Origin of the sequence: Actinocrispum sp. NPDC049592, assembly GCF_040675465.1 — a bacterium.
Lineage (GTDB): Bacteria > Actinomycetota > Actinomycetes > Mycobacteriales > Pseudonocardiaceae > Kibdelosporangium.
This window is the reverse complement of record NZ_JBFAPA010000008.1, coordinates 102419-125921: the sequence shown is the minus strand read 5'-3', so window position 1 is coordinate 125921 and position 23503 is coordinate 102419. Positions and strand designations below refer to the sequence as shown.

The following is a 23503-nucleotide window of genomic DNA, read 5'->3' as shown; positions in this document are numbered from 1 at the left end:
TCAGGTGAGGGTTCGCACGACGTAGGCGGCCGCTTCGGCGATCAGGGCCTCGTCGTACTTCGCGTCCACAGTGGACCGGCTCGACATGATCGCGATGGTCAGCGGAGCGGCGTTCGGCGGCCACACCACGGCGATGTCGTTGGCCGTGCCGTAATCGCCCGTGCCGGTCTTGTCAGCAACTCGCCATCCTCGCGGCACACCGGCGCGGATCCGTTTGGCGCCAGTGACTGTGCGCTCCATCAGGTCGCGGAGGACGTCACGCTTGTCGCCCGGGAGGGCGTCGCCCAGCACGATTCGCTGGTAGACCGCGCCGATCGCCCGCGGTGTGGTCGTGTCCCGGGCGTCGCCGGGGATGGCGGAGGTGAGGTCGGGTTCGATCCGGTCCATCCGCGTCACCTCGTCGCCGAGGCCACGCAGGTAGGCCGTCAGCTCGGCCGGGCCGCCGACGTCGCGCAGCAGGAGGTTGCCCGCGGTGCCGTCGCTGTAGCGGACCGCGGCATCACACAGGTCCCGCAGCGTCATGCCCGTGGCCACATGGTCCTTGGTGATGGTGGAGCTCTTCATCAGGTCGGCCTGGGTGTACTTGATGATGGTGTCCAGGTGCGCCATCGGGTTGCGGGACAGCACGGCCGCCGTCGCGAGGCCCTTGAACGTCGAGCAGAACGCGAACCGCTCGTCCGCCCGATGTGTGATGGCGGGACCAGCGCCGACGGCGTAGACACCCAGGCGCGCGTCGAACTTCTGCTCCAGGCCGAGCAGGTGCTCATCCCGCTCGGGCGGCCGAGTGGTCGATGGCGGTGCGCTGGTCACCCGCTCCGCAGGCCGTTCGGTGGTGGCGCACCCTGCCAAAGGCAGCAGCGCGAGCGCCCGGAGCAGGCTACGGCGAGAAGTGGTCATGATCCCCTCCTTGATCGACTACGAGCCTCGCAGGAGCCGCCGGATGCTGTCGAAGACATGAACGAACGGATTGATGCCGATCCGGCATATAAGGTGATCAGGTGGACGTGATCGCGGCCTGCAAGGCGTTCGTCGCCGTGAGCGGGCACGGCAGCTTCACCGGCGGCGCGGCGGCCGCCCGCATCCCGCAGTCCGTGGCCAGCCGGCGCATCGCCGCGCTGGAGAAGCATTTCGGCGGGCAGCTGCTGACCCGGTCCTCGCGGACGGTTCGGCTGACCGAGTTCGGCCGCGAGATGCTGCCCTCGGCGCGGCGGCTGGTCGAGCTGGCCGAGGAGATGGACCACGACGCGGAACAGGCCAGGCTGCGCCCGTTCCGGCTGGCCGTGCCGGAGATCTGCGGGGCCCGCCCGCTGGCCCGGCTCGTCGCCGAGGCTCGCGCCCACGAGGTCACCCTCGACCCACGCCCAGCCGGACCCGACCGGCGCGCCGAACTGGCCCGCACCCTGGAGGTCCGGGCCGCGATCGTCGCCGTCCCGCCCGATGAGAGCACCTGGCGCGTGCCGGTCGGCCTCGCCGGACGCGATGACCCGGGAGCGGCGATCTACGTGGAGACCCTGCGGGCGAGCCGGGCCGAGCGGGCCGCTCGCCGGCGCCGGGTGCTGATCCAGGCCGAGGACGACGTTCCGCACATCCGCGACCGCGTGCGGCGCCTCGGGCACGCCGTCGGCCTGCAACCCGCTCAGGTCGTCGTCGCCGATTCGCTGATCGCGGCCACCGCCGACGTGCTCGCCTCGACCGACCTGCTGCTCTGCTCACCGGCCCAGGCCGACGAGCTGGGCCTGCACTGGCGGCCGATCGGCGAACTGGATCTCGCCCGCGGTTATGACATCGCCGCCCGCTCACCCGAGGACGGCTCCCGGATCCGATCCCTGCCGCCCGAGCTGATCGCGCGTTGCCTCGGGGCGGTGTGATGGGCACGACCAAGGTCATCCGCGAGGCCCGCCAGGCACTCGACGACGCGGGCCTGCGCGGCTCGTTCCTCGTCCGCGACCTCGACACCGGCGACGAACTGGGCATCGACGCCGACACCGACTATCCGGTGGCCTCGCTGGTGAAGGTGCCGCTCGCTATCGCCACCCTGGAACGCATCGCCCGCGGCGAACTCGACCCCGCCACTCCGATGACTGTGGCACCCGGCAGGAGCACCGTCCCCGGCCCGATCGGTCTGACCAAGTTCCGCCACCCCGCCACGATCGCGCTCGCGGACCTGCTCTACCTCAGCACCTCGATGAGCGACAACATCGCCGCCGACACCCTCTTCGGCCTCACCCCACCCACCGAGGTCGGCGCCGAACTGCGCAGACTCGGCCACGACGGCATCGCAGTGCGCCACCTCATGGCCGACCTCGTCGACACCCCCGCGGAACGATTCCCCCGCGCCGAAGCCCACCTCGCGCACACCCTGGCGATCACCGCCGGAACCGCGGGCCGCGGCCACCCCGTGCCACAACTGGACATCAGCCGCGCCAACGCCGGGTCCGCCCGCGCATTCACGGATCTGCTGCAGGCCGTATGGCGCCCGACTTCGATCCAGGCTCCCGTCGCCGCGGAGGTGCGTCGGCTGATGGGGGAGAACATCCTGCGGCATCGCCTCGCCCCCGACTTCATGTCCGACTCGACCCGCTGGTCCTCCAAAACCGGAACACTGCTCAACCTCCGCCACGAGATCGGCGTGGTCGAACACGACGACGGCCAGACCTTCGCCATCACCGCCCTCACCGAGTCCCACGTGCCCGCCGCGGTCCAGCCCGGCGCGGAAGCCCTGATGTCCCACGTCGCCCGCACCCTCCGCGACGCCCTGCGTAGCTAGTTGACCTTGCGGGCGCGGTAGGCGGCGGCTTTGAAGCGGTTTCCGCACTCCTGCATGCCGCACCAGCGGCGGTTCGCGGTGCGGGAGCGGTCGACGAAGATCCGCGTGCACTCCGGGCGTTGACACTCGCGCACGGTCGGGCGTTCGGTGCGCAGGTCGGCCAGTGCCCACGCGACCGCCCAGCCGACCGAGGCCACGCTTCCCTTGCGGGTCACGGAGTTCTCGGTCACGCACACGGTCGGCGCCGGGCCGGCGGCGTGGGTGTTGAGCAGGTCGAGGTCGCCGGGGTGGGCGGTGGTGGTGACCAGGCGGTAGACCGCTTCGCGTAGGTCGAGCATCGCGGTGAGGTCAGTCGCGGTGACGTCGGGGCGGTTGGTGAGGACTCCGGCGGCGACCGTCCAGTCGGCGAGGTCGTCGGGGGTGGCCAGCAGTTCCTCGGGGGAGTCGCGGCGCCACTTGAGGGTGCCGGCCAGGTCGAGGGCGAGGTTGCCGCTGACGAACGCGAACTTCACGTCACCATCTTGACAGGTGACGTGGCTTCGGCTCAAGCTGAGTCACCCACTAAGTAGGTGACGGAAGGCTGACGTGATCACCCGCGAGCACTACCTGTACTTCACCGGCCGCGCCCTCAACGGCATGATCGAGATCGTCACCGGCCTCGGCGACGACCTGGCCAACCGGCGTCCCGCGCTTGAGGGTGCGAACAGTCCGTACGCGGTGCTGCACCACTGCCTCGGTGTCGTGACCTATTGGGTCGGCTGGCTGGTCGCGGGCCGCCCGGTCGACCGCGACCGCGGCGCCGAGTTCGAGGCGCATGGACCGGTGGACGAGTTAGTGGGCCACGCAAGGGAAGTCGAGGCGCTCCTGCACACCGATGTGTCCGAAGTGGACCTTGAGGCGCCGCTGCATGGGTTTCCACCGCCGGAGTTCGGTGGGCCGGATATCCGGCTGGATCGCGGGGTGGTGCTGCTGCACGTCTACGAGGAACTGGCGCAACACCATGGCCAGATGGAGATCATGCGCGACGTGTTGCTGGCGGAGTCCCGGTGAGCCCGTTCGACCGGGTCGACCCGGACCGGCTGCGCTCCGGGTTCGGCGTGAAATGGGGATCGCTGCCGCCGGACACCCTCGGCGCGTGGGTCGCGGACATGGACTTCGGCATCCCGCCCGTGGTCCGCGACCGGATGCTCGAGGTGATCGAACGCGGCGATCTGGGCTACCCGTTCTGGACCGGCGAGGACCCGGTCGTCACCGCGTTCCAGGACCGGATGGCGACGCGGTTCGGTTGGGCGCCAACGGAAGGCCGCACGCGGGTGTTCACCGACCTGATCCAGATCCTGCAGGTGATGATCGAGACCACCACCGAACCCGGCGACGGCGTCGCCATCCACGTGCCGACCTACCCGCCGTTCCTGGCCAGCATCGTCCGCGCCGGTCGCCGTGTCGTCCCGATCCCGATGGTCGACACCGGAAGTCGTTGGGGCTTCGACACATCCGGCCTGCGGGACTGCCGGTTGCTGGTCCTGGTCAACCCGCACAACCCGACCGGACGCGTGTTCACGCGCGCCGAGCTGGAGGCGTTGGCCGGCGCCGGGGACATGGTGGTGCTCACCGACGAGATCCACGCCGACCTGACCTATCCGTCCTTCGTGCACACTCCGTTCGCCTCGCTGGGCCCGGACGTCGCCCGCCGCACGGTCACCGCGACCTCGGCGACCAAGGCGTTCAACCTTGCCGCCATGCGGTGCGCGGTCGCACACATCGGACCGGATCACCTCAAGGCGAAGCTCGACGCGGCCCCGCTCGACATCTTCGGCCAGCCGAGCATCCTCGGCCGGGTCGCGACCGTCGCGGCCTGGCGGGAGGGCGATGCGTGGCTGGCGGGACTGCTGAACCAGCTGACCGGCAACCGGCGGATGGTCACCGAGTGGGCGTCCGGCTCGTTCCACCCGCCCGAGGCCACCTACCTGGCCTGGCTCCGGCTGGGTGTGGACGCGGGCACCGTCGAGCGCCGGGCAAAGGTGAAACTCAGCCCCGGCGCGGAATTCAGCGCGCCAACCGAGGTGAATACCCAGGATTTCGTGCGGCTAAACCTGGCGACCAGTCCGGACATTTTGCGGGAAATCCTCGACCGGCTCCAGGAATGTCTCGAATGGGCCGATACGTCCGACTTGGTGACCAAGTAACCTACTTTCGGCGGTAGTCGTGGGGGCCATTCGGATCAAGGGTAGGGGTGAGTTCACTGAAGGTGTCTGCCCGGTAGCGGACTGCTTCAGCCCTGCACCAAAACTTCGAGGAACCTTATGACCCTGCGAAACACCCTCGCCGTGGCCACCGTTGCCGCGGCGGTCGCCGCGCTGTTCGTCCCGGACGCGTCGGCCGATCCCGCGGCGTTCGCCCGGCAGCAGCAAACCGCCCTTGACCAGGCGCGTCAGGTCGCCGGCACGCTGATGGGCAACGGCGGAATCCACCTGGACAACGGCAAAGCCGTCGTGAACGTGCTCGACGACAACGCCGCGGACAAAGTCAAGGCGGCCGGACTGACCGCCAAGAAGGTGAAGTACAGCCTCACCGCGCTCACCGGCGTCAAGAACGCGCTGGACACCGTGCGGAATGTGCCACAGACCGCGTGGGGTATCGACACCCGGACCAACCAGGTCGTCGTCACGATTTACTCGGCGGCCAGCAAGTCCACTGTGGACACCGTGAACACGGCCGCCGCGAAATACGGCGACCAGGTCCGTGTCGAACACAAGACCGGCAAACTGGAATTGCACATCGCCGGTGGTGACGCCATCCAGAACAACCAGGGCCGCTGTTCTCTCGGCTTCAACGTCACCCGCGGCGGCCAGCCGTTCCTGCTGACCGCGGGGCACTGCACCAACCTCGGCGGCACCTGGGCGGGCGGCGACGTGTCCGGCGCCAAGGTCGTCGAGAGCGACTGCCCGGACGCCGACTCCGGTCTGCTCACCCGGCCCAACGGCACCGGACCCGGCGAGATCAACACCGGCCAGCGGATCACCACCGCCGGTGAGCCGTTCGTCGGCGAGCGGATCCAGAAGATGGGCTCCACCACCGGTGGCGGCAGCGGTGAGGTGACCTCGGTCGACCAGTCGGTGAACTTCGACGTGGGCGTGCTCAACCATGAGTTCGGCACCACCGCGCACACCGACCACGGCGACTCCGGCGGTCCCGCCTACGACGGCAGCATCGGACTGGGCACCCTGTCCGGTGGTGACACAGTGACGAGCTACTTCTACCCGCTCACCCTGGAGCTGCAGGCCTACGGCCTGACGCTGGCCTCCTGAACCTCCGGGTTCATCCCTACCGGCTCAGGCCGCCTGGCACCCCCAGCAGGCGGCCTGAGCCGTGCCCATCCCGCCGGCCGCGGCTGCCACGCCGTGAAAGATGAGGACGGCGGGAGACCCGTGCTGGCGCAACGCGAGGCTGCGGTCGCCGAACCCGAAGCCCGGCACGAGCATCACGCCCAGACCCTTGCCCTGCGACCTGGGCAAACAGGGCGTTTTCCAAGGCGCGAACGGGGTAGCCGGAGGCATGGCCTTCTCCGGGACGCTGTTGTACGAGAACGGGACCTGGACGTCCGTGGACCGGGACACCCGGCCGGACTCGGCGGATCCGTGGCTGAAAGTGGATGTCCAGGACACCGCGACGATCACCTACGGCCCCGCGCCGGACGGCGTGGTGCACCTCGGCGACACCGCCGAGGAGGCGGCCGACGGGCTCGTCCAGTGGTGGGCGAGGACGCGGGACAGCGCCGAGGGGATCGACGACAAGCGGCGGAAGATCGCGGAGTACCTTGCCGAACCGCTGGACCGGGCCAAAGCGGGCGAGGACGCCGGCGCGGCCTACATCGAGATCAAGACGTCTCGCTTCCTTGTGGCCCTTGACCTGCCGGTGCCCGACGCGCTGCTGCACTGACAGTCCGATGTGGACACCCGTTTGACCCGTCGCCAACCGGGGTATGTGCTCCTTTTTGCAGCACGCCCGTCATCCGGCGGGGGAGCGACGGGAAGTCCAGTGGGTCAACGCGAGATCGAGCGGCCGAAATGGCCGCCTGTGCTGGTGTGGGCGCTGCGCGGTGCGTACATCGTGATCGGCGTCCACGGGCTGCTTCTGCTGGTGGGCTGGGACGCCGTGCTGTCCGGGCCCACGCCCACGGCCCACCAGTGTCTGTTCCTTGTCGGCTGTTACCTCGTCCGGCAGCTGATCCGGCGTCAGGACGACTCCTAGTCTGCAAACATCTGGCAAGAATACGCAACTCTAGGGCGAATGGTCGAATAAGTAGCACAGCATCTTGTTCGATCGGTGATGGCGGCCTAAGGTCGCTTCACCCTGTGGCCCGAGAGAAAGAGACGCCCGATGAAGCGGTGGTTGGCGGTCGTGGCGGCGGTGACGACCGGTCTCTCCCTGGTGACAGCGTCCGCGACCGCGGCCCCGAAGGCGCCGGTGGTCACCCGCGCGGCCCTGGATCCCGCCCTCGTCGCGGGCCGGGGCGCGAACGTCGAGTTCGCCGAGCAGGAAGCCGAGAACGCCGCCACCACCGGCATCGCGATCGGCCCTGACCGCACCGCCTACACCCTGGCCGGCGAGGCGTCCGGCCGCAAAGCCGTCAAGCTGACGCCGGGCCAGTACGTCGAGTTCACGCTGCCCAGCGCGGCCAACGCGATCACCGTCCGCTACAGCCTGCCCGACGCCCCGAACGGCGGCGGAATCACATCGCCCCTCGACGTGGCGGTCAACGGCAAACGCACAGCCACCATGACCCTCACCTCGCAGTACGCGTGGCTCTACAACCAGTACCCGTTCACCAACGACCCCAACGCCGAACTGCTGCACCCCGACTGGTGGGTCACCGAGTGCTCCTGCGTCCCGGCCGCCACCACACCCGCCCCGGCGTTCCCGAAACCCTTCCGCCCCAGCCACTTCTACGACGAGCAACGCCTCAAGCTGGACCGCACCTACCGCGCTGGTGACACCATCCGGCTCACCGCGGGCAACGCGCCCTGGACCGTGATCGACCTGATCGACACCCAGCGCGTGGCCGGCCCGCACGTCGAGCACCTCGCCATGAACGTGCAGTGGTTCGGCGCCGACCCGACCGGCCGCCGCGAGTCCGCCGACGCGTTCGACACCGCGATCGCCTTCGCCAGGCTCACCGGCCTCAAGGTCTACATTCCGCCGGGCACCTACCAGGTCAACCGGCACATCCTGGTGGACAACGTGACCATCGTCGGCGCCGGCAGCTGGCACACGATCATCAAGGGCCACCAGGTCACACTGCCGAAACCGTTGCCGGACAAGTCCATCCACACCGGCGTCGGCTTCTACGGCAAATACATCAATGATGGCGGCAGCCGCAACGTCCACCTCAACGGGTTCACCATCGAGGGCGACGTTCGCGAACGCATCGACGACGACCAGGTCAACGGCATCGGCGGCGCCCTGAGCGACTCCAGCATCGAAGGCCTCTACATCCATCGGACCAAGGTCGGTATCTGGCTGGACGGCCCGATGACCAACCTCACGATCCGCGGCAACGTCATCGCCGACCAGATCGGCGACGGCGTCAACTTCCACACTGGCGTCACGAACTCCTTGGTGGCCGGCAACTTCATCCGCAACACCGGCGACGACGGCCTGGCGATGTGGTCGGACAAGACCGCCGACGCGGGCAACACGTTCGACCACAACACCATCCAGACCCCGGTGCTGGCCAACGGAATCGCCCTCTACGGCGGCACCGACAACACCATCTCGAACAACCTCGTCGCCGACCCGGTCCGGGAGGGCAGCGCGATCCAGCTCGGCTCCCGGTTCGGCGCCGAGGCGTTCACCGGGCACGTCTGGGTCACCGGCAACACCACCGTGCGCGCCGGAACCTATGAGCTCAACTGGAACATCGGCCTGGGCGCGCTGTGGATCTACGCCCTGGAGAAGTCGATCGACGCGGACATCCAGGTCGCCGGCAACTCCTTCCTGGACAACACCTACAACGCGCTCATGCTGGTGTCCGAGTTCGGCGTGCGCGACCTGTACTCGATCACCAACGTGCACTTCAAGGACCTGCGGGTGGACGGCACCGGCACGTCCGTGCTGAGCGCGCGCTCGGCCGGCTCGGCCACCTTCGAGAACGTGGACGCCCGCAACGTCGGCGCGGTCGGCGTCAACAACTGCGGGTCGTTCCACTTCCCCGCCACCGGCTCGGAGTTCTCCGTGGTCGATCAGGGCGGCAACGACGGCGGCTGGCTGGCGCCGTGGCTGCTGCCCAACACGATCACATGCGACGACCGTCCTCCGGTGGTGCCGCCGCCCGCTCCGGCTGCGTGGTGAGCCGGGACATGACCGGGTATCCGGCGGCGCGCCAGGCGGCCACCCCGCCGGCCACGTCCCGGAGCCCGGTCAGTCCCAAGTGGACAGCCACCTGGTAGGCGGCCAGGCTGGAGGTGTAGCCCTCGTTGCAGATCAACAGGATCTCCTGGTCGACGTCGCCGTGCCGCAACTCCTTGAGGTGCCAGGGACTTGTCACGTCCAGCCGCCACTCCAGCACATGCCGGGAGACCGGCACGGCCCCGGGGATCTCCCCGAACCGCCACCGGTACTCGGTCGGCCGCAGGTCCACCAGGACCGCGCCACGGCGCAACGCTTCGGCTGCCTCGGCGGGGGAGTAGCGGATGATCCGTTCCCGTGCCTGGTCGAGCAGCCTGGAGATGGCGTTCACTGCTGGGCGGCGCGCAGGGCGCCGGCCTGTGCCTCGACAACCGCGGTGTCCGGTTCAGGGGTGTCGCACTCGATGGCGCGCAGGTGGTGCGTGCCGGTCGGCAGCCAGCAGTAGAAGTTCATCACGCGCAACGGCGGGGAGTAGGCGTGGATGGACACGGTCGGTTCCATCCCCACGTTCACCAGGTTGTGCAGGTACTTCTTGCCGAACCCGACGGTCGTCCCGGCGTTGTGCCGCCGGGTGTGCAGGGCGGGGGAGCCGATCCTGCCGTAGTCCTCGACCAGGGAGCCGCGCGCGATGGAGAACGCGCCGACGCTGCCGCCGTGGTCGTGCAGGAGAGTGTCCTGGCCGATGTCCCAGCAGATCAGCCACACCTCGAACTCGTCGTCGCGCCGCAACCGGACGCAGTGACGTTCGTAGAGGTCGAACCGGACCTCGGGCAGCCAGATATCGGGGGTGTTGGCGATGTCGTCGACAATGTGTCTGAGGCGCCGTGCGGGCACCATGGAACCCTTCGTCACGAGACAAGCCCTTTCGCTCGAACCCGCGGTGTCCTGAACCCGCCGGGGTGATCCCGTCGCCTCAGGCCAGCACGGATTGTCATCTCGCTCGAGCCGTGTCGCCGCGACACGCGCGCGCACTCGCGCGTTCCCAACGGCACAGCCCGAAAGGCCACTATATGGTGGCCGGGTGCGGATAACCAGAGCACAGCGCAACGCGGTGGCCGAGAAGATCACGAGTCTGGAGCGGTCGTTCTACGGGCGCGGGCCGCGCAACGTGAAGGTCTCGGTCAGCGACGACGAACCGATCAGCCTCGTCGTGTTGTCTGTGGACAGTCTGACCGTGGCCGACGCCGTGCTGAGCGAACGGGGACACCTGGACGCCGTGGTCCGGCACCACGAGGCCCTGCACGAGGCGACCAAGGCGGAGTTCCTCGAGGCGATCGAGGAGATCGTCGGCAGCCCCGTCTCGGCCTACCTCGCCCAGGTCCACCCCAACACCGGGCACGCCGTGCGCGTCTTCGTCTTCTCCGAGCTCGGTGACCTCGACCAGCCCGATACCTAGGCACCGCCGATGCTTGCGCACGCAAGCTGCTGGGTCAGGCGAGCTTGGCCAGGATGTGCTGCAACGCGACCACCTCGGTCGCGTCGAGCTTGCCCGTGAACAGTCCGGCGACGAGTTCGAGGTGTGAGCCGGTGGCGGCGACCAGCGCGGCCGCTCCCTGGTCAGTGAGTGCCACCGCCACCCCACGACGATCGTCATCGGCGGGTGTGCGCTCCAGAAAACCGGCCTCGGCCATGCGCACCAGCAGCCGGGAGACGCCGCTCTCGCTGAGCAGCAGCCGGTCGCGCAGCTCCCGCTGGCGCAGTCGCCTGCCCGGCACGTCGGCGAGGTGGACAAGCACGTCGAACCAGTCGAGCGGGAGCCGGTGATCGGTCAGCATCTGCTCGGCCAGCCGCTCCACGATATGCCGGTGGACCGAGAGGAATGCCTGCCATAGCGGGGTTTCCCGGTGCAGCCGCGCGATCGTGGCGTCGAGATCCGTGGTCGGCCCGGTGTGGCCGGGCTCGCGCCCCTGGTTTTTCGGCATCACACCGGCCCTTCCCGTACTGGCGCCTGCAAGCTCTTTCACCGTCCGGCGATGCGGCGCCACCAGGCCACTCTAGAGCAATGCGGCTGAGAGCGGCGGCAACACGCTGTTCACATCGTCTGGCGCGGGTATTGAGCTTGCCTGTGCAAGCAACTATCATTCGGATTGTTGAATCTTGAACTAGTTGATTCCCAGGAGTGATCTGTGATGAAACCTGGCACCACGCGGCGAACCTTCCTCGCGGCGACCGCTACGACGATCCCCGCCGTTGCCCTCGCAGGACCGGCACATGCCGATACACTGCCCGGCTACGCGCCGATCCCGCCGTCCGCATTCGGCCCGCAACCCAACGATTTCGGCTACCACGTGGCCCGGATCAAGGGAAACCTGTACTGGGTCACCGATTCCAGCTACCAGGCGATGGTGCTCAGCACACGGACCGGCGTGGTGCTCGTCGACGCCCCGCCCACCATCGGGCGGAACCTCCTACGGGCGATCAACGACGTCACGAAGGCCAACGGCAGACCGGGTACGGTGACCCACCTCGTGTACTCGCACTCCCACGCCGACCACATCGGCGCGGCCGGGATCTTCGGCAACTCCGTCGAACGCATCGCTCACGCGGAGACCGCTCGGCTGCTGCGCACCGACCGTGACCCGAACCGGCCGCTCCCGACGACGACGTTCCACGATCGGCACACCCTGCGAGTCGGCGGCGAGCGGCTGGAACTGGCCCACCACGGCCCGAACCACACCGCTGACAACATCTTCGTCCACGCGCCGGACTACCAGACGCTGCTCGTCATCGACGTGCTGTTCCCCGGCTGGGTCCCGTTCAAGGGTCTCGCGGTGTCGCAGGAGATCCAGAACTGGGTGCGGGCGCACGAGCGGATCATGAGCTACCCGTGGACGACGTTCGTCGGCGGCCACCTGGGCAGGCTCGGCACCCGGGCGGACGCCGCACTGCAGAAGAACTACGTGGACGACCTGGCGGCGCACGCCAGAACCGCGATCGAAACGCTCGATCCCACCCCGTTCTTCCAGAAGTACGGGCCGGCGGGCAACTCCTGGGCGGTCTTCAAGTCCTATCTGGACGAAGCGGCCCGGCTCGCGGCCGCCCCGGTGATCGCCGCCTACACCGGAAAGCTGGCAGGCGCGGACGTGTTCACGATCGACAACGCCCACGCCATGGTCGAGTCCACCCGCATCGACCTGGGCGTCCTCGGCCCCTTCGGCATCCACCCGTAGACCGGTCAGCTGGCCCGGTTCCGTGCCTCGGCCCCGGGTAATGACTTAGGCGTGCCTTACTTGCGCCAGTATGCTTGGCCGGGTGACTGATGTGGTGGAACGGGCGAAGTGGATCGCCGACACGGTGCTGTTCCCGGACGCCGGCCTGGTCGACACCGGCGGCGTGGTGCCGGAGAGCCACTTCCGGGTCCTGGCCGACAGCGGGTTCTACGGGCTGCTGACCTCGGGCGTGGACCTGCAAGCGGCCGTGCAGGTGCTGGAAGTCCTCGGCGGGGCGTGCCTGTCCACGACGTTCGTGTGGATGCAGCACCACGCTGTGGCGGTGGGGCTCGCTGGCACTGAGAATCTGCCGTTGCGGGAACGTTTCTTCGACGACGTGGTATCCGGAAAGGTCCGCGCGGGTGTGGCGTTCGCCGGTGTGCTCACTGATCCGCCGCGGCTGCGGGCCCGGAAGACCGATGGCGGCTGGGTTTTCGACGGCGACGGGCCGTTCGTGTCCGGCTGGGGCATCACCGAGGTGCTCCAGTTGTCCGGGCACACCGGTGAGGTCATCGTGAACGCTCTGGTGGACACCAGAACCGTGCCGGAACTGACCGCTTCCATGTACCACCTCGTTGCGGCACAAGCAACGCGGACCGTCCACCTGCGCCTGGACGGCCTCTTCGTCCCCGACGAGCGGATCGTCAGCGCTGTGCCGGTCGAGGAGTTCCGGCAGTCCCGCGCGATCGGGTCCCGGATGAACGGCTGCCTGCCGATCGGGCTCGCGTTGCGCTGCGCGAACCTTATTGACTCGCTCGGTAAATCGGCGGCTGCTGAGGCGATTGCCGCTCAGGCCGATGGAATCCGTGTCCGGCTCGATGCCGCTTTGCCTGACCTGGAAGCGTTGTACCCCGCCAGGGCCGAGGCATCCGCGCTGGCCTACCGCGCGGCCGGGGCGCTGGTGGCCGCCGAGGGCGCCTCGGGCGTTCTCACTGGAGGGCACGGGCAACGGCTGGTGCGCGAGGCGATGTTCACCCTGGTCGCCGGCAGCCGGCCGCAGATCAAGGAATCGCTGCTGGGCGAGCTCACGGCCTGAATACGCCATTGCCAGCGCGATCACTGCAGGGCGCGCGGCCACTCGGTTACCGTTGTCTCATCACGAGTCCCGAGTGGAGAGTGGGATAAGGACGTGACCGCCAGCACTGCAGTCTTCCGTCTACCCGCCGCCGACGAGTCCCTGCCCGACACCTACGCACGGTTCCGCGCAGCCGGACCGGTTGTGCCCGTCGAGTTACCCGGGGGAGTGCGGGTGTGGGCGGTGACCACCCACGCCGCGGTGCGGGAAGTGCTCGCCGGGGACGACACCCGGTTCGGCAAACACCCCTCGCACTGGGCCGCGTTGCGTGACGGCGAGGTACCCAGCGACTGGCCGTTCCTGCCGTTGGTGTCCGGCGAACACATGCTTGTCCAAGACGGCCGGGACCACCTCCGGTTGCGCGCGTTGGTGTCCCGGGAGTTCACACCAGCGCGCGTCTCGGCCCTTCGTCCCCGCATCGTCGAGATCGTCGGCAACCTGCTCGATGCGCTTGAGGCGAATCCCGGTGAGGTCGACCTCGTGCCGGAGTTCACCGAGCAGCTGCCGCTCGCGGTCGTCTGCGAGCTGCTGGGCATCCCGGAGACCGACCTGCCCAGGCTGCGAGCGTGGACCGAGATCCTGTTCTCCCACCTCAGCACCGCGGCGCAGACCCACGACGCACGTCAGGAAATGCTTGCCTACCTGAGCATTCTCGCCGACCACAAACGTCTCGCGCCCCGCACCGACCTGACCTCCGCGATGGTCCGCGGCCAGGACGCCGAGCGGCTCACCGCGCGGGAACTGGTGGACTGCCTGTTCCTGCTGATCATCGCCTGCCACGAGACCACCGTGCACATGCTCGGCCACGCCATCATCGGCCTGCTCGCCAACCCCGCCCAGCTTGTCCTGGCGGCCGAGGGCAACCGGTGGGGCGACGTTGTCGAGGAGGCCCTCCGCCGCACCCCGCCGGTTTATGGCGACATGTTCCGCTACGCCCTGTCCACCACCGACGTCGCCGGGGTACCGATCGCGGCGGGCGACGCCCTCCTGTTGTGCATCGGCGGCGCCGCAACGGATCCGTCCCACCACGGCCCCGACGCCGCCGAGTTCGACATCACCAGGTTCGACAGCACCCGCCCGCTCAACGGCCACCTCGCGTTCGGCCACGGCGCCCACTTCTGCGTCGGCGCCCCACTGGCCCGGCTCGAAGGCCGGATCGCCCTCGCGGCCCTGTTCACCCGCATGCCCGCCCTGAAGCCCGCCGTCCCCCTCGACGACATCCCTTACAGCCCATCGTTTCTGACCTACGGCCCGCTGTCCCTGCCGGTCGTGCCCGGGTGACCGATCTGACCGGCCAAAAGCCCTCGACGTGATGCAGAATGGAGTGCAGACCCGCGGAACGCGGGTTCCGGACGTGGCACGCCGTACCCGGTCAGCGACTACACGGTGTGGGTGGAGCCCGTCATGCTGCGCGGTGATCAACCTCCAATGGGGCTTCATCCTGCGGAAGTGAAGATCACGCAGGGAGCACTCAGTCCTGTGTGGACGGTGAGGACTTCGGGTCAGGCGCCGGGCCGGTTTCCGGTGGGGATGGTGATCGGCGTGGTGGTGGGGGAGGAGCCTTTGTTGAGGAACAGCATTGCGAGGGCGCGGATGAACTGGTCGAACATGTAGAACCCGGCCGGCATGATGGGCAGCAGTCCCTCCCGGAACGCGATGTAGGCGGGCCAGCCGACGCGGATGAGCCCGGCGGCGGCGTAGTCGCGCCGCAGGTTGAGCCAGTCGCCCACCTGGTCGCTCAGCACGTACCGGACGAACTCGTTGAGGAACCCGCGGGTGACGCCCAGGTCGACCTGCGCGGTCAGGCCGAGCAGGTCCTCGGCGAGCTCCCTGCCCTCGAAGGTGGGCGCGAGGATGGGGGTGAGCACCTGCGCGGACTGGGTGTCCGCGGCGGCCCAGGTCTGGGGGATGAACTCGTCGCGCACGCCGAGCATGTGGATGGCGACCTGCCACATGTGCAGGAACGCGGCTTCTTCGGCGGCGGTCATCGGGACACGCCATTCCTTGAGCTTCCGGTGCACGTAGGTGCCCAGGCTGTGGAACGTGACGAGGATGTCGCCGTTGCTGATCGGGATCTTGTTCGGCTCCTCGGCGACCGCCTGCCAGTGCGGCGACTGCGGCAGCAGGTGGCGTACGGCGGCGTGCACGAGGCGGGTTTTGTTGGCGGTGACCAGGAACTGGCCCGTGGGTTCGAAGGCGGCCGCCTCGCTCAGGTCGTAGCCGAAGGTGAACGTCTTCGCCGCGCGGTCCTGCATGTTGGCGCCACCCGCGGACCAGTAGACCGACTTGGACTCGCGCGGGATCACCGTGCTCATGATCCCGCTGCCGAGGCCGTAGAGCATGAACAGGTAGGTGTCCTTGCGCCGGTTGAAGTCCGCGGCCAGACGCAGCTTCGCGCGATCGGCCCAGGACGGCAATGTGTTGACACCACTGAGATAACTGGCGAGGTTGGCCGGCAGGCCGCTGGGCAGTGAGTCGTTGTTGTTCACCCACGATCGCAACGCGGTGTTCACCGCCGGGATCTGGCCGCTGTCAAGCAGTCCGGCCACCAGCCGGTCCACGTCGTCATCCCAGACCCACCACGGGTTGGCTCCCGCCGATGCCCAGGCCGGGACGGTGTCCGCCACGCCCACCAAGCCCAGCGCGACGCCGAGCGACAGTAGATTCCTCCTGCTGAGATCGCTCATTCACTTACCTGACTTTCTTGGTCGGCGCGTGGCCGAAATGTGTCGGTATCAGCAGCAAACCAGCCTGATCGGGTCTCATCCGGCGCGAGATTTCTGATTAACATAGCGAGCCGGACCGATGGTCGGCAAGGGAACCTCGCAGCTGAATCGGTCCGCCGGCTCGTGCCGGCGACGATGGCCGAAGGTGTGGTCGATCGCGAACGCGGGTTCGCCCGGCTAGGCTCTGCTTGAGGTCTCAACGAAACTCTCCGATGGTTACACGGTCAGCGCGGACCCGAGGGAGCCACCGACGTGGTCGAGACGCACGACATCGTTCGCCCGCCAGCCGAGCTCAGTGTGGCCCTCGCGGCCATCGGCAGCGCAACGGCCAGCGCCGAGCTCAGCCGCATGGGTATCCGCAGCGCGTTCATCCGCGGCCCGGTTTCGGTGACCCCGGGTGTGCGCGTGGCCGGGCCGGCGCTGACGCTGCAGTTCCTGCCGAAGCGGGAGGACCTCTATCCCGTCGACGAGTACGCCGAGCCGGAAAAGCAGCTGCACCGGCACGTCATGTACCACACCCAACCGGGCGACATGATCGTCGTCGACGCGCGGGGTGACATGAGCAGCGGTGTGTTCGGCGAGATGATGCTGACCTACTTCAAGGGCCGCGGCGGCGCCGGCGTGGTGGTCGACGGGTGCCTGCGCGACATCGGCGAGGCCAAGAAGCTCGGCCTCGGGCTGTGGATCCGGGGCGCCACACCGAACTTCCACGCCCAGACCGGTATCGTCCCGGCCGCCGTCAACGTGCCGGTGGCATGCGGTGGCACCCTCGTCGAACCGGGCGACATCGTCGTGGCCGACGACGATGGGGCGGTCGTGGTGCCGGTCAAGCTCGCGCCCGCCCTGGTGGCCGTCGCTCAGGAACACGCGGAATGGGAGGAGTTCTCCCGGATCCGGCTTGCCGAGGGCGGCGACCTGCGGCTGTACTACCCGCTGTCGGACGAGGCCCGGCCCGAGTACGAGCGGTGGCGCGCTGAGCAGGAAAAGGCCTGACTCCACAGCCGGTCGTAGCGGCCAGGTGCACGCACGCCATCGCCGCGATCGGCGACGCCGCCAGGTGCGGCGCCATCGCGATCCCGCGCTCCCGCGCGTAGTCGTCGAGCCGCTGCCGTCAGCTGACGCCACGGGTCGTTCAGCTGCCACGGGATCGGGTCCTCGATCCACGCCCGGGTGAATGGCTCCAGCAGCCGGGTCTCGCTGGGCACGCTCATCCCTTCACGGCCCCGGCGGTGAGACCCTCGGTCAGGAACCGTTGCCCGAACCCGTACATGAGCACCACCGGGATGCTGATCAGCAGCGAGGCCGCGGCCAGCTGCCCCTGCGGCACGACGTCACCGAAGATCATCGACTGCATGCCGACCGGCAGCGTCTTGTAGTCGTCCTTGGTGATGAACACGAAGGCGAACAGGAACTCGTTCCACGCGTTGGTGAGCGTGAACAGGGCGACCGCGAGCAGGCCCGGTTTGGCCAGCGGCAGCACGATCCGGAGGAACGCCCCGAACCGCGTGCAGCCATCGACCAGCGCGGACTCCTCGAGGTCGGCCGGGATCGACTTGAAGTAGCCGACGAGCAGCCACGTCGCGAACGGCAGGGTGAACGTGGGATAGGCCAGCACGAGCGACCACAACGAGTCGTTGAGCCCGATCCCGCTGACCATCTGGTACAGCGGGATGAACAGCAGCGCGCCCGGCATCACGTAGGTGAGCAGGATCGTCACCGTGAAGCTCTCCGAACCCCGGAACCTCAGCCGCGCCAACGCATAGCCGGCCAGTGCCGCGCAGATCAGAGCGATCACGGTGGACGCCACCGACACCACGACCGTGTTGAGGTACCAGGTGCCGAACTCCTTGCCCGAGAACAGGTTGGTGAACTGCTCGGTGGTCCACGGGGTCGGCCAGAGGTCGTTGGTGCGCGCGACGATCTGGTCGTCGGACTTGAAGGCCGTGACCGTCATCCAGTAGAGCGGGGCGAGCACGAAGCCCAGCAGACCAACGAGCGCGACCCCGGTGCCTGCGCCGCTGACCAGGCGTGCGGCCAGCCGGTTGCCCCGCGCGGCGAGCACGGAGACGACCCGTCCAACGGCGGCCGCGAGCAACACGAACACGCCCAGCACGAGCGCGGCCTTCCACACGATGTGCGGCGACGCCCAGACCAGCACGAGCACCGAGACCACGACGATCACCCACGGCAGTGCCCTGCGCTGGGCGGGGGTCAACCGCCTGCGACCCAGGTCGCCCGCGCGGGGCAGGTCGCCGCGCCGCATCATCCGCACGAGGATCGCCACGAGGACGCCGATGACCGGCAGCATCACCAGCGTGACCGCGGCGCCCGCGCCCAGCTGCAGCTGCTGGATGGCCTTCGAGTACGCCACCATCACGTACGGGGCGGTGGCGTCCCCAGGTCCGCCCTGGGTCATCAGCCAGATCAGGTCGAAGTTGTTGAACGTCCAGATCGACGACAGCAGCACCGTCACGATCATGACGTTGCGCAGCCCCGGCAGCGTGATGTGCACGAAGCGCTGCCACTGCGAGGCGCCGTCCACCATCGCCGCCTCGTAGAGACCGCTGTCGATGGCCTTGAGCCCGGCCAGGAACGTCACCGTGAAGAAGGGGACGCCCTTCCAGACGTTGACCAGGATGACCGTCGGCAGCGCGAGCGCGGGATCCGACAGCCACTCCGCGGGCCACTTGTCGACGAGCCCGATGCCGGCGAGGGCGGGCCCGATCCCGGAGCCGGTGAGCAGGGTGTTGACACTGCCGAAGATCGGGTCGAACAGGGACCGCCAGGTGAAGGCCGTGACGACTGTCGGCACCACCCACGGCAGCAGGATCACCCCGGCGAGGATCGCCCGGCCGCGACGCATGTGGTGCAGCATCATCGCCGCGATGAGGCCGAGGGTCACTTTGAAGATCTCGGCGTACGCGGTGAAGACGAACGAGTTGAGCACGCCCTTGTGGAACAAGGTGTCGTTGATCAGGGCGGTGTAGTTGTCCAGCCCGACGAAGACCGTCTCCGCGCCGTGCCGCTCCGTGGCGCTGGTCAGGATGGAGGTGACGATCGGGTACAGGATCAGGCCCGCGACCAGCACCAGCGTCGGCCCGATGAACAGCGCGGCGAGGCGCCAGTCGCGGCCGAGCAGCCGCTGCGACCTGCTGAGCGAGGACGACGCGCCCGGCGCCGGACGGGCCGGCGCCGACCGCGTTGGCTGTGCCGTCTTCGGACGCAGGACGGTCACTGCTTGTAGCCCTGCTGCTCGAAGACCTGGACGATCCGGGCGTGGGTCGAGGCAACGGCGTCGGCCGGCCGGGTGCCCTGGATGACCGACTGCATCATGTCGGTCAGCAGGTAGGCGGCGGTGGCGGCCTGTTCGCCGGGGCTCGGGGTCTGCGGGAACGAGTAGCCGGTCTTGGTGGTGATCGGGAGCTGCGCGCGGGTCTGCTCCCGCAGCGCGGCGAAGGCCGGGTCACCGCTGGTGTAGTACGGGTCGGAATCCCACACTTTGTCCCACGAGGGGTTGACCAGGCACGGGGCTTCCTTCGCGACACCGAGCAGTGCGCTCCCGCTGACCATGAACTTGGCCACCAGCTTGGCCAGATCGGGGTTCTTCGCCCCCTTGAACACGACGAACGAGTTGGACTCGCCGTAGGCCAGCGGCCGGTCGAGCGCCGGTCCGGTGGCGCCGTTGAACGGGTGCGTGTTGGCGTAGACCGGGTTCTTCTTGGTCTTCGAGTCGGCGTAGACGCTGAACTGGTTGAGCGTCAGCCCCAGGATCTGGGCCAGCCAGTTCTCGTTGTTGCTCGAGTCGGTCCAGCTGCCGACCCCGGGTGGCAGCATCGGCGTGTACTTCGGGTTGGTGTAGATGTCGCCGATGAACTCCACCGCGGCGACGGTCTCCGGCGAGTTGAACACCACCTTGCGGCCGGTGTTGTCCGCGATCGCCCCGCCGTAGGTGTTGATGACGTTCGCGATGAAGCCGTTGGCATCACCCGAGCGGTTCACCGTGAGCCCCCAGCCGAAGCGCTTCTTGCCCGGGTCGGAGACCTCCAACGCGTTGTCGCGCAGCTCCTGCCACGTGTAGTACGGCTTGAGCGGCAGGCCCTTCTCCTGGTACCAGTCCTTGCGCAGGTACATCCCGGTCGCGATGAAGTGGTAGGGGATGGCGAACCAGCGCCCGTCGAACACGCAGTAGTTGGTGGCTTCCGTCGCGGGCTCCCCGTAGAGCGCGCGCATCTCCTCGACCACGTCGGTGACGTCGGTGAGGTTGCCGAGGTTGTGCAACTGTCCGACGAACCGCCGGTCGCTCACGAAGGCCAGATCGCGGTTGGTGCCCGCCTTCACCTCGGCGTCCATCTTGGCGACCATGTCGCCGGCGTCGCCGGAGACCAGGTCGTTGCGGACGGTGGTGCCGGTGGCCTGCGCGAACGCCTGCAGCGACTTGTCCAGCGCCTTGTTGGCGGCCTCCGAGTACAGCTTCTGCGAAAGCATGCCCACCGACCCGCCGCGCAGCCCGGCCGCCTGGTCGAGCAGCGCCTTGGGCACCTGGACGTCGACTTGTGGCGCGGCTGGGCCGCCCCCGCACGCGGCGAGGCCGAGCACGCCCAACGTGCTCATCCCGAGGAAGGTGCGCCGCGATAAGTCCGTTTTCTCTGCCATGACCACTCCTCTCGCGTCCGGCCGGGCGGACGCGTACCGACGGGGCGACGTTGCGACCGGCGGGGCAGCGAGGCGTGCGCCGCGCTGCGGGTCGTTCATGCGGCGAAAGACGCCGAACTGCTGATGCGTTGTCCTGGGAGTCCGTCGAACAGCCCGGCCGAACCGCGGGGCCGCCACAGCGGCACCGCGCCCGCGGCGGGCACGGGGTCGAGCGCCAGTACGGCCGCCCGTTGCGTGGAGTCGAGCGCCCGCTGGACGACCATCGGGTACGTCACGCGACGCTCCGACTCGGATCCGGCCAGCACGCCCTCGGTGCCGTACAGCCGCATGTCGTTGGGTTCGGGCGGCAGCGGGATCTCGGCGGAGGAGCCGGTGAACGCGGTGATCACGTACCGGTCGGTGAGCCCGCACAACGCGGGCCGGCGCGGCTTCCCGACGGCAAGTCCGGTGCCGATCAGCCCCAACCGGATCACCGGGATCGTAGGTGCTGCCATGCCTCGTCCGTCCTCGTCATCGGTAGGCGGATCTCGGTCGTGCAGTGCGCTAGCGCCGCCGGGCGCCCCGCTTGGCGTGCTTCCCCTTCTCCGCGAGGAGCGTGGAGTAGTTGTTGCTCAGGTGCCTGCGCATCGCCGCGCGCGCAGCCGCCGGGTCGCGTGCGACGAGCGCCTCGTAGATCTCGGTGTGCTCGGCGGTGGCGCGGCGCAGCCCGGACGGCGCCTCGTTGGTGACGCGCCGGCTGGCCGTGCCCAGCCAGCGGGCGGAGTACATGATCCGGTCGAGGATGCGGTTGTCGGCGGCCCGGCAGATCTCCATGTGGAACTCGTGGTCGACCTCGAGGTAAGCGTCGGGATCGGCCTCGAGCGCCGACATGCGGCCGATCCCGTCGGCGAGCCGCTCCAGCGTCTCGCCGGTGATGCTGGCCGCGGCCATGGCGGCGAGCTCGGGCTCGAGCAGCGCGCGCATCTGGTGCAGCTCCTGCAGCAGCTCGCCGACGATTTCCTCGGGCAGCCACTCGATCAGCAACGGGCTCAGGTAGTCCCACTCCGCGCGCGGGCGCACCACCACGCGGCGGCCCTGCGCGACGTCGACGATGTCGAGCGAGGCGAGGATCTTGAGCGTCTCGCGCGCCACCACGCGGGACACCCCGAACTCCTGGGAGATGTCGAGCTCGGACGGGGCCCGGCCGTCCTCGATCCCGCCCCTGACGATGCGCCGGGTCAGGTGGGCCGCCACCTGCACCGGGAGGGTCCGGATCCGGACATCGTCCGGAGACTCCTGTCCCCTTTGCATGTCATCAGCTTATATGACAAGTTGAATCTCGCGACAGTCCGTTCAGCTGCACCACCCGGCGGCGGGAGAGCAATGCGGATCGTGAACGTAACGACGGCGGTGGTGGCCTACCACGGTGAGGCCACGCTGGTGCGGATCGACACCGACGAGGGCCTCAGCGGGTTCGGCGAGGCCAATCCCGACGCCGGCGCGGGCGCCGTCGTCGGGATGATCGAGTCGCTGGCCTCGCTGCTGATCGGCGAGGACCCGCGCAACGTCGAGCGGTGCTGGGAGAAACTGCGCCGCAGCAAGGTTTTCGCGGGCGCGCAGGGCGGGGTGTTCGTGATCGCGCTGTCCGGGATCGAGCTCGCGCTGTGGGACCTCGCCGGCAAGGCCGCGGGCCAGCCGGTCCACCGGCTGCTCGGCGGGAAGTTCCGCGACCGGATCCGCCTCTACGCCGACTGCGGCGACGGCGACGACCCGGCGGGCTCGGTCGCCGGGTGCGTCGACCGGGCGCAGCGGATGGTCGCAGAAGGCTTCACCGCCATCAAGTTCGACATCGACGACCTGCACCACCCCGCCAAGTTCGACGCCTTCAACCACACCGTCAACGCGGCCGAGCTGCGATCGATGGTGCGGCGCGTGGCTGCCGTCCGGGAGGCGATCGGGCCGGACATCGACCTGGCCATCGACCTGCACGCTCGCTATGACGTGCCGAGCGCGTGCCGGATCTCGTGGGAGCTCGAGCCGTTCCACCTGATGTGGCTCGAGGAGCCGCTGCCGGCGGAGAACGTCGACGCGCTGGTGCGGGTGCGCGCGCAGACCCGCACGCCGATCTGCGCGGGCGAGAACCTCTACCTGCGGTGGGGATTCCGCGAGCTGCTCGAACGCGGCGCGGTGGACGTCATCGAGCCGGACGTGCCGAAGTGCGGTGGCCTCGCCGAGGCCAAGAAGATCGCCAACCTCGCGGAGCTGCACTACATCCCGTTCGCGCCGCACCTGGTGTCGACGCCGCTGGGCACGATGGCGACGTCACACCAGTGTGCGGCGATCCCCAACTTCTTCGTCCAGGAGTGGCACGCCCTCGAGGAGCGCGCGGTGTGGGACAGCTACGTCCACGCTCCCGACGGCAGCGGCTCGATCGTCAAGGACGGCTACATCACCCTGCCCGACACTCCCGGCATCGGCGTGGAGCTCGACATGGACGGCGTCCGGGCACACGCCGTCGCGGGTTACGGCGTGTTCGAGTAGCGGTACGCCTACGGGTAGTGGCGTGTTCGCGGGGACTTGCTCCGGCCGGGTCATCTTCGACGGCTTGTTGGCGTATCGGGGAAATCCACTGGACTGCCGATGACACGACCATGGGTTGGTCCGCCATACCGCGTTCCGGTCGACG

At 68.7% G+C, this 23503-nt stretch carries 25 protein-coding genes and 1 riboswitch; of the genes, 14 read left to right on the top strand and 11 right to left on the bottom strand.

The features are described from left to right. On the bottom strand, positions 1 to 897 hold the full coding sequence (gene bla, locus AB0J95_RS21580) for a class A beta-lactamase (RefSeq protein ID WP_364760335.1): 897 nt from the start codon (positions 895 to 897) through the stop codon (positions 1 to 3). A gap of 101 nt (positions 898 to 998) precedes the next feature. Here bla and AB0J95_RS21575 point away from each other — a divergent pair, with 101 nt between their 5' ends. Both AB0J95_RS21575 and AB0J95_RS21570 read left to right on the top strand, forming a co-directional pair. Further along, positions 999 to 1868: a LysR family transcriptional regulator gene (locus tag AB0J95_RS21575; RefSeq protein WP_364760332.1), complete on the top strand. Its 870-nt coding sequence runs from the start codon at positions 999 to 1001 to the stop codon at positions 1866 to 1868. Further along, complete coding sequence (locus AB0J95_RS21570) at positions 1868 to 2767, top strand: serine hydrolase (RefSeq protein WP_364760330.1); 900 nt, start codon at positions 1868 to 1870, stop codon at positions 2765 to 2767. Before AB0J95_RS21575 ends, AB0J95_RS21570 begins: the two co-directional genes overlap by 1 nt. Here the strand turns inward: AB0J95_RS21570 and AB0J95_RS21565 are convergent. Further along, positions 2764 to 3279: an ABATE domain-containing protein gene (locus tag AB0J95_RS21565; RefSeq protein WP_364760327.1), complete on the bottom strand. Its 516-nt coding sequence runs from the start codon at positions 3277 to 3279 to the stop codon at positions 2764 to 2766. The two genes, AB0J95_RS21570 and AB0J95_RS21565, sit on opposite strands and share 4 nt — an antisense overlap. Positions 3280 to 3352: 73 nt before the next feature. Here AB0J95_RS21565 and AB0J95_RS21560 point away from each other — a divergent pair, with 73 nt between their 5' ends. From AB0J95_RS21560 to AB0J95_RS21550, 3 genes are all read left to right on the top strand, one after another. Continuing rightward, positions 3353 to 3817, top strand: coding sequence for a DinB family protein (locus AB0J95_RS21560; RefSeq protein ID WP_364760324.1), 465 nt, complete (start codon positions 3353 to 3355; stop codon positions 3815 to 3817). Next, the gene (locus AB0J95_RS21555; RefSeq protein WP_364760321.1) at positions 3814 to 4953 is read left to right on the top strand and encodes an aminotransferase class I/II-fold pyridoxal phosphate-dependent enzyme; all 1140 of its coding nucleotides are present in this window, start codon (positions 3814 to 3816) and stop codon (positions 4951 to 4953) included. Before AB0J95_RS21560 ends, AB0J95_RS21555 begins: the two co-directional genes overlap by 4 nt. 117 nt (positions 4954 to 5070) lie before the next feature. After that, the gene (locus AB0J95_RS21550; RefSeq protein ID WP_364760319.1) at positions 5071 to 6075 is read left to right on the top strand and encodes a S1 family peptidase; all 1005 of its coding nucleotides are present in this window, start codon (positions 5071 to 5073) and stop codon (positions 6073 to 6075) included. Positions 6076 to 6099: 24 nt separating this feature from the next. Here AB0J95_RS21550 and AB0J95_RS21545 read toward each other — a convergent pair whose 3' ends face one another. Beyond that, entirely contained in the window at positions 6100 to 6282 is a 183-nt protein-coding gene (locus AB0J95_RS21545) for a hypothetical protein (RefSeq protein WP_364760317.1), read from the bottom strand. Positions 6283 to 6322: 40 nt separating this feature from the next. On the opposite strand from AB0J95_RS21545, the gene AB0J95_RS21540 reads away from it, so the two are divergent. From AB0J95_RS21540 to AB0J95_RS21530, 3 genes are all read left to right on the top strand, one after another. After that, positions 6323 to 6706, top strand: a complete 384-nt coding sequence (locus AB0J95_RS21540) for a hypothetical protein (protein WP_364760315.1) — start codon at positions 6323 to 6325, stop codon at positions 6704 to 6706. 99 nt (positions 6707 to 6805) lie between these two features. After that, entirely contained in the window at positions 6806 to 7018 is a 213-nt protein-coding gene (locus AB0J95_RS21535) for a hypothetical protein (RefSeq protein ID WP_364760313.1), read from the top strand. A gap of 129 nt (positions 7019 to 7147) precedes the next feature. Further along, positions 7148 to 9118 (top strand): glycosyl hydrolase family 28-related protein, encoded by a 1971-nt coding sequence (locus AB0J95_RS21530; RefSeq protein WP_364760311.1) that lies wholly within the window; start codon positions 7148 to 7150, stop codon positions 9116 to 9118. On the opposite strand, the gene AB0J95_RS21525 is transcribed toward AB0J95_RS21530, so the two are convergent. Both AB0J95_RS21525 and AB0J95_RS21520 read right to left on the bottom strand, forming a co-directional pair. Next, entirely contained in the window at positions 9063 to 9506 is a 444-nt protein-coding gene (locus AB0J95_RS21525) for a rhodanese-like domain-containing protein (protein ID WP_364760309.1), read from the bottom strand. The two genes, AB0J95_RS21530 and AB0J95_RS21525, sit on opposite strands and share 56 nt — an antisense overlap. Continuing rightward, a complete protein-coding gene (locus AB0J95_RS21520) occupies positions 9503 to 10009 on the bottom strand; it encodes a cysteine dioxygenase family protein (protein ID WP_364760306.1) in 507 nt (168 codons plus the stop codon). Before AB0J95_RS21520 ends, AB0J95_RS21525 begins: the two co-directional genes overlap by 4 nt. Before the next feature lie 187 nt (positions 10010 to 10196). Between AB0J95_RS21520 and AB0J95_RS21515 the strand changes: the two genes are divergently transcribed. Continuing rightward, entirely contained in the window at positions 10197 to 10571 is a 375-nt protein-coding gene (locus AB0J95_RS21515; protein WP_364760303.1) for a Na-translocating system protein MpsC family protein, read from the top strand. A 34-nt stretch (positions 10572 to 10605) separates the two neighbouring features. Here AB0J95_RS21515 and AB0J95_RS21510 read toward each other — a convergent pair whose 3' ends face one another. Then, positions 10606 to 11160 (bottom strand): MarR family winged helix-turn-helix transcriptional regulator, encoded by a 555-nt coding sequence (locus tag AB0J95_RS21510; RefSeq protein WP_364760300.1) that lies wholly within the window; start codon positions 11158 to 11160, stop codon positions 10606 to 10608. Between the two features lie 144 nt (positions 11161 to 11304). Between AB0J95_RS21510 and AB0J95_RS21505 the strand changes: the two genes are divergently transcribed. The 3 genes from AB0J95_RS21505 (at position 11305) to AB0J95_RS21495 (ending at position 14740) form a co-directional block, all read left to right on the top strand. Next, positions 11305 to 12345, top strand: a complete 1041-nt coding sequence (locus tag AB0J95_RS21505; protein ID WP_364760297.1) for an MBL fold metallo-hydrolase — start codon at positions 11305 to 11307, stop codon at positions 12343 to 12345. An 82-nt stretch (positions 12346 to 12427) separates the two neighbouring features. Next, positions 12428 to 13420, top strand: a complete 993-nt coding sequence (locus AB0J95_RS21500) for an acyl-CoA dehydrogenase family protein (RefSeq protein WP_364760294.1) — start codon at positions 12428 to 12430, stop codon at positions 13418 to 13420. Positions 13421 to 13513: 93 nt separating this feature from the next. After that, positions 13514 to 14740: a cytochrome P450 gene (locus AB0J95_RS21495; RefSeq protein WP_364760291.1), complete on the top strand. Its 1227-nt coding sequence runs from the start codon at positions 13514 to 13516 to the stop codon at positions 14738 to 14740. Between the two features lie 45 nt (positions 14741 to 14785). Next, positions 14786 to 14852: riboswitch (guanidine-III (ykkC-III) riboswitch) on the top strand. A 109-nt stretch (positions 14853 to 14961) separates the two neighbouring features. On the opposite strand, the gene AB0J95_RS21490 is transcribed toward AB0J95_RS21495, so the two are convergent. Next, a complete protein-coding gene (locus tag AB0J95_RS21490) occupies positions 14962 to 16146 on the bottom strand; it encodes an oxygenase MpaB family protein (protein WP_364760288.1) in 1185 nt (394 codons plus the stop codon). 291 nt (positions 16147 to 16437) lie between these two features. Here AB0J95_RS21490 and AB0J95_RS21485 point away from each other — a divergent pair, with 291 nt between their 5' ends. After that, complete coding sequence (locus AB0J95_RS21485) at positions 16438 to 17178, top strand: ribonuclease activity regulator RraA (protein WP_364760286.1); 741 nt, start codon at positions 16438 to 16440, stop codon at positions 17176 to 17178. Between the two features lie 214 nt (positions 17179 to 17392). Here AB0J95_RS21485 and AB0J95_RS21480 read toward each other — a convergent pair whose 3' ends face one another. The 4 genes from AB0J95_RS21480 to AB0J95_RS21465 all read right to left on the bottom strand — a co-directional run bounded on the left by AB0J95_RS21480 (position 17393) and on the right by AB0J95_RS21465 (position 22128). Continuing rightward, positions 17393 to 19420 carry an ABC transporter permease subunit gene (locus tag AB0J95_RS21480; protein ID WP_364760283.1) on the bottom strand — a complete coding sequence of 676 codons (2028 nt, stop codon included), beginning with the start codon at positions 19418 to 19420 and terminating at the stop codon, positions 17393 to 17395. Further along, the gene (locus AB0J95_RS21475) at positions 19417 to 20838 is read right to left on the bottom strand and encodes an extracellular solute-binding protein (protein ID WP_364760280.1); all 1422 of its coding nucleotides are present in this window, start codon (positions 20836 to 20838) and stop codon (positions 19417 to 19419) included. The genes AB0J95_RS21480 and AB0J95_RS21475 overlap by 4 nt, the downstream gene beginning before the upstream one ends. Positions 20839 to 20933: 95 nt before the next feature. Further along, positions 20934 to 21332, bottom strand: a complete 399-nt coding sequence (locus AB0J95_RS21470; protein ID WP_364760277.1) for a hypothetical protein — start codon at positions 21330 to 21332, stop codon at positions 20934 to 20936. A 49-nt stretch (positions 21333 to 21381) separates the two neighbouring features. Next, entirely contained in the window at positions 21382 to 22128 is a 747-nt protein-coding gene (locus tag AB0J95_RS21465; protein ID WP_364760274.1) for an FCD domain-containing protein, read from the bottom strand. 72 nt (positions 22129 to 22200) lie between these two features. Between AB0J95_RS21465 and AB0J95_RS21460 the strand changes: the two genes are divergently transcribed. Then, on the top strand, positions 22201 to 23358 hold the full coding sequence (locus AB0J95_RS21460; protein WP_364760271.1) for a mandelate racemase/muconate lactonizing enzyme family protein: 1158 nt from the start codon (positions 22201 to 22203) through the stop codon (positions 23356 to 23358). Positions 23359 to 23503 lie beyond the last annotated feature (145 nt).

Coding starts and splice junctions, on each gene's coding strand:
- AB0J95_RS21530 (WP_364760311.1), top strand. CDS start 7,148: ATGAAGCGGTGGTTGGCGGTCGTGGCGGCGGTGACGACCGGTCTCTCC.
- AB0J95_RS21540 (WP_364760315.1), top strand. CDS start 6,323: ATGGCCTTCTCCGGGACGCTGTTGTACGAGAACGGGACCTGGACGTCC.
- AB0J95_RS21475 (WP_364760280.1), bottom strand. CDS start 20,838: ATGGCAGAGAAAACGGACTTATCGCGGCGCACCTTCCTCGGGATGAGC.
- AB0J95_RS21460 (WP_364760271.1), top strand. CDS start 22,201: ATGCGGATCGTGAACGTAACGACGGCGGTGGTGGCCTACCACGGTGAG.
- AB0J95_RS21570 (WP_364760330.1), top strand. CDS start 1,868: ATGGGCACGACCAAGGTCATCCGCGAGGCCCGCCAGGCACTCGACGAC.
- AB0J95_RS21470 (WP_364760277.1), bottom strand. CDS start 21,332: ATGGCAGCACCTACGATCCCGGTGATCCGGTTGGGGCTGATCGGCACC.
- AB0J95_RS21505 (WP_364760297.1), top strand. CDS start 11,305: ATGAAACCTGGCACCACGCGGCGAACCTTCCTCGCGGCGACCGCTACG.
- bla (WP_364760335.1), bottom strand. CDS start 897: ATGACCACTTCTCGCCGTAGCCTGCTCCGGGCGCTCGCGCTGCTGCCT.
- AB0J95_RS21465 (WP_364760274.1), bottom strand. CDS start 22,128: ATGCAAAGGGGACAGGAGTCTCCGGACGATGTCCGGATCCGGACCCTC.
- AB0J95_RS21490 (WP_364760288.1), bottom strand. CDS start 16,146: ATGAGCGATCTCAGCAGGAGGAATCTACTGTCGCTCGGCGTCGCGCTG.
- AB0J95_RS21550 (WP_364760319.1), top strand. CDS start 5,071: ATGACCCTGCGAAACACCCTCGCCGTGGCCACCGTTGCCGCGGCGGTC.